Genomic DNA, 4520 nt, shown 5'->3' with positions numbered 1-4520 from the left:
GAGTTGATGAGCGCAATACCTGCGGCGGCTGCGGTGCCCGACAGAATCTGACCGGGAAATGTCCAGTAGATTGGCATTAGCCCGAGAATCCCACACGTGGCCACCGTCAGGAAGACAATCGACACCGGCACGTTGTTCGCAAAGAATGCACTCAGGATCAGACCGACACCGCCGACGCAAGCCGGGATAGCCGCATGCAGCCGACGCTCACCGGTCTTGCGCGAGTGCGCCGCATTCAAGAGCATCACAACTACGGCGCTCAGGTATGGAATCGCACTTAGCAGACCAATGTTGAGCGTGCTTTGCACGCCTGACGCGCGGATGATGGACGGAAGCCAAAACGCGAGGCCGTAGAAGCCCGTGTTGAAAGTAAGTAGGATTAATGTGAGCAGCCACACGCGCGGACTCTTCAGCGCAGCCGCGACGCCGTGGGTCTTCGCTGTACTTTCGCGCTCGAGATTGCTCTGCAAAAGGGCTTTTTCGCTCGCGCTCAGCCACTTGGCCGACTGGATGCCATCGCCTAGCCAGAAGAACACCACAAACGCGACGAGCATCGACGGAATACCTTCGAGAAGCAGCATCCATTGCCAGCCGCTAAACCCCAGCATTCCGTGCGTATTTTCCATCAGCCAACCCGAAACGATGCCGCCCAGCGTGAGGCTCAGCGGGATAGCCACGAGAAAGCCGGACATCGCGACACTCTGGCGCCGCGCCGGGAACCAGTAGTTCATGTACAGGATGACACCGGGGAAAAAGCCTGCTTCACATACCCCTAGCAAGAAGCGCAGGGTATAGAACATGGTCGACGTCTGCACGTGGAAGAAGTTCGCCAGCGGCACGATGAACGCGAGTGACGAGGAGACGATGCCCCATGTCACCATGATTCGCGCAATCCAGAAGCGCGCGCCGTACTTGTGAAGGAGCAGGTTGCTCGGCATCTCGAACAGGAAATAGCCCCAGAAGAAGATGCTCGCGCCAATGGCGTAGATGGTGTCGCTCATGCCAAGGTCGTCGAGCATCTGAAGCTTGGCGAAGCCAACGTTGACCCGGTCCAGATACGCGACCACGTAGCACAGCAATAGCAGAGGCAGAATGCGCCGCATCACCCGGCGGTACAGTTGATCTTCGACCTCATTGACGGCTGCGGGTACCGCGGCCACCTGAGTGATTATTGACATTGCAACATCTCCTTGTTGGTACCGGTAACATCAGAGGCAGGAATTTTGCCTATTGCCAGGTTGTTACCGGTAACGGAAAATAGCACGGCACCCGATAACCCGACAAGCTAGGGGTTTCACCCGAGGCTCGGGAAGAGGGCTGCCGTATCATCTATATGCAACGATGGAAGACTCAACGCCGGACACAATCGCAATCCATGGGCAACTCCAGCACCTCTATTACCGCGATACTCGAACCGACTCCCCTGGCGGGCCCGCCACGCATGTCCGATGTGGCGCTCATCGCAGGAGTCTCGAAGATGACCGTCTCGCGCGTCCTCGCGGGCCATAGCGTGGCGCCTGCGACGCGTGAACGCGTGCTGCGGGCCATCGACGAGTTGGGTTACGTCGCCGACGCGGCTGCCGGCGCGCTGTCGTCGGGACGATCGGAATTCGCCGCCGTGCTGGTGCCGTCAATTGCGAGCTCAAACTTCTCTGACACCGTACGGGGTCTTGCCGCGGCACTCGAACCGGAGGGGCTGCAACTGCTGCTCGGTGACACGGACTACGACCTGCACCGTGAGGAGCGACTCGTACGTTCAATGTTGCGTCACCAGCCGCGGTGCATTGCGCTCACAGGTTCTCAGCACACTGACGCGACGCGCGCATTGCTGCAGCGCTCAGGCGTTCCAGTTGTAGAGATGTGGGACCTGCCGGCTGACCCCATTGATACGGCCGTCGGCTTTTCGAACGTAAAGGCTGCTCGCGCGATGGTGCGATACCTCAAGGAACGCGGTTACCGCAGGATTGGTTTTCTCGGCGGCGCGAGCGACCTGGACCGGCGCGGCCTTGACCGGTTAAAAGGATATCTGCAGGAAAGCAAGGCGCAGGGATTGGGCGAGCCGCGTGTGGTGCGCCTCGGTGAATCGCCCATCACGATGAGCCACGGCGGACCCGCACTGGATGCACTTCTTAAGCAGTGGCCGGACACGGATGCGGTGATGTGCGTGAGTGACATGTCAGCCTTCGGCGCCATCATGCAGTGTCACAGGCGAGGACTGGCCGTACCGGGCGATGTCGCGATAGCGGGGTTCGGTAACTTTGAAGTGGCCGCCTGCTCACATCCGTCCATCACGACCGTTTCAGTCGATGCACACGGCATCGGCTTTCGGACGGGCGTGGCGTTGCTCGCAGCGCTGAATGGCAACCGCATGCCCGACGGCGCGCGCAAGAACATCAAGATCGACTACACGGTCATATCGCGCGATAGCGCATGAGGCCGTTCCAGATGCATCGCTAAATCACGCACAAGGGAGAACAGTAGAATGCCCCAATCCAACCCACGGCGCCTGCGCAGCCAGGAGTGGTTCGACGACCCTTCGAACGCAGACATGACCGCACTCTATGTCGAGCGCTTCATGAACTACGGTCTCACGCGCGAAGAGCTGCAATCGGGCCGTCCGATTATCGGCATAGCGCAGACTGGCAGTGACCTCGCACCCTGTAATCGCCACCATATCGAACTCGCCGCGCGCACGAAAGCCGGTATCCGTGACGCGGGCGGCATCCCGATGGAATTCCCGGTTCATCCGCTGGCAGAGCAGAGCCGTCGGCCGACCGCGGCGCTCGACCGCAATCTTGCGTACCTGGGTCTCGTCGAAATCCTGCACGGCTTCCCGCTTGACGGTGTAGTGCTGACCACCGGCTGCGACAAGACCACGCCTGCCTGCCTGATGGCAGCCGCCACAGTCGATATGCCCGCCATCGTTTTGTCGGGCGGCCCGATGCTTGACGGCTGGCACCAGGGCAAGCGCGTGGGCTCGGGGACGGTCATCTGGCATGCGCGCAACCTTCTCGCTGTGGGTGAGATCGACTACGAAGGCTTCATGGAACTGACGACAGCCTCGTCACCTTCGATTGGCCACTGCAACACGATGGGTACAGCGCTTTCAATGAACAGTCTTGCCGAAGCGCTCGGCATGTCGTTGCCCGGTTGCGCGAGCATTCCCGCGGCCTATCGCGAGCGCGGCCAGATGGCGTACGCCACCGGCAAGCGTATCGTCGACCTCGTGCGCGAGGACGTGCGACCGTCGCACATCATGACGAAGGCAGCGTTCGAGAACGCCATCGTCGTGGCATCCGCGCTCGGCGCGTCGACGAACTGCCCGCCGCACCTCATCGCAATCGCGCGCCACATGGGTGTCGAACTGAGTCTGGATGACTGGCAGCGCGTGGGCGAGCAGGTCCCGCTGATCGTGAACTGCATGCCGGCCGGCGAGTATCTCGGCGAGAGCTTTCACCGCTCGGGCGGCGTGCCTGCCGTGCTGCGCGAGCTTGCCCAGGCGAACCTCGTGCATCGCGACTGCCTGACAGTCTCGGGACGTACCATTGGCGAGATTGCAGAGACTGCGCCAGCGGCGGACGGCGACGTGATCATGACTGCGGCTGAACCGCTAAAGCACGGCGCTGGTTTCATCGTGCTCTCAGGCAATTTCTTCGACAGCGCCATCATGAAGATGTCAGTGGTGGGTGATGCGTTCCGGCAGACCTATCTGAGCGAGCCCGGTGCGGAGAATGCATTCGAAGCCCGCGCGATTGTCTTCGACGGTCCTGAGGACTACCACGCACGCATCAACGACCCGTCGCTCGAAATCGATCAGCATTGCATTCTCGTGATTCGTGGAACCGGCACCGTGGGCTACCCGGGCAGCGCGGAGGTCGTGAACATGGCGCCGCCGATCGCGCTCGTGCGTCAGGGCATCACGTCCCTGCCGACGCTGGGGGATGGGAGGCAAAGCGGCACGTCGGCGAGCCCGTCGATTCTCAACATGTCGCCAGAAGCCGCTGTTGGCGGCGGGCTGTCCCTGCTGCGCACGAATGATCGCATTCGCGTCGACCTGAATGCCCGCAGCGTGAACGTGCTTGTCGACGGGGAAGAACTCGCGCGCCGCCGCGAGACGACCGTCTTCGAGATTCCGCCTTCGCAGACACCGTGGCAGGAGCTTTATCGCCAGACCGTCGGTCAACTTTCGACGGGCGGGTGTCTCGAGCCCGCAACGCTATACCTAAAGGTGATTGCCGAACGTGGCAATCCGCGCCATTCGCACTGAAACCACAGGAGGCAAGCCGGCGTGAATTGAACGGTGCATCGTACTGTCATCGCGCCCGGCTTCCAGCTCTTCCAACCATCTTGATACGATCTCTTCCTATGCCCGCATCTTCTCAACCCAAGTTCCTTCCCGACGATATCAACGAGGCACTCCTTGTGGGCCGTGTGTGGCGCACGACCGGCCAGCACGAGGGTCCATGCGTGGTGGTCGTTCGCGGCGGCGAAGTGTTCGACATCACGGCGACCGTGCCTAC

At 61.3% G+C, this 4520-nt stretch carries 3 protein-coding genes and 1 pseudogene; 3 read left to right on the top strand and 1 reads right to left on the bottom strand.

Annotated features, from left to right (window positions below):
• Positions 1 to 1178: MFS transporter (locus tag WCA53_RS24730; RefSeq protein ID WP_423916621.1), on the bottom strand; the 1178-nt coding region annotated here is incomplete at its 3' end.
• Positions 1179 to 1441: 263 nt separating this feature from the next.
• Here WCA53_RS24730 and WCA53_RS24725 point away from each other — a divergent pair.
• The 3 genes and pseudogenes from WCA53_RS24725 to WCA53_RS24715 form a co-directional block, all read left to right on the top strand.
• Entirely contained in the window at positions 1442 to 2434 is a 993-nt protein-coding gene (locus WCA53_RS24725) for a LacI family DNA-binding transcriptional regulator (RefSeq protein WP_423916623.1), read from the top strand.
• A 48-nt stretch (positions 2435 to 2482) separates the two neighbouring features.
• Positions 2483 to 4267, top strand: coding sequence for an IlvD/Edd family dehydratase (locus tag WCA53_RS24720; protein WP_423916618.1), 1785 nt, complete (start codon positions 2483 to 2485; stop codon positions 4265 to 4267).
• Positions 4268 to 4365: 98 nt separating this feature from the next.
• A pseudogene (locus WCA53_RS24715) lies at positions 4366 to 4520 on the top strand (fumarylacetoacetate hydrolase); the annotation flags it as partial.

The sequence above is a fragment of the Caballeronia sp. genome, assembly GCF_049581465.1.
In the GTDB taxonomy this organism is placed as follows: Bacteria; Pseudomonadota; Gammaproteobacteria; order Burkholderiales; family Burkholderiaceae; genus Caballeronia.
Note: the sequence above shows the minus strand (reverse complement) of the source record. Positions and strands in the feature narration are given on the sequence as shown.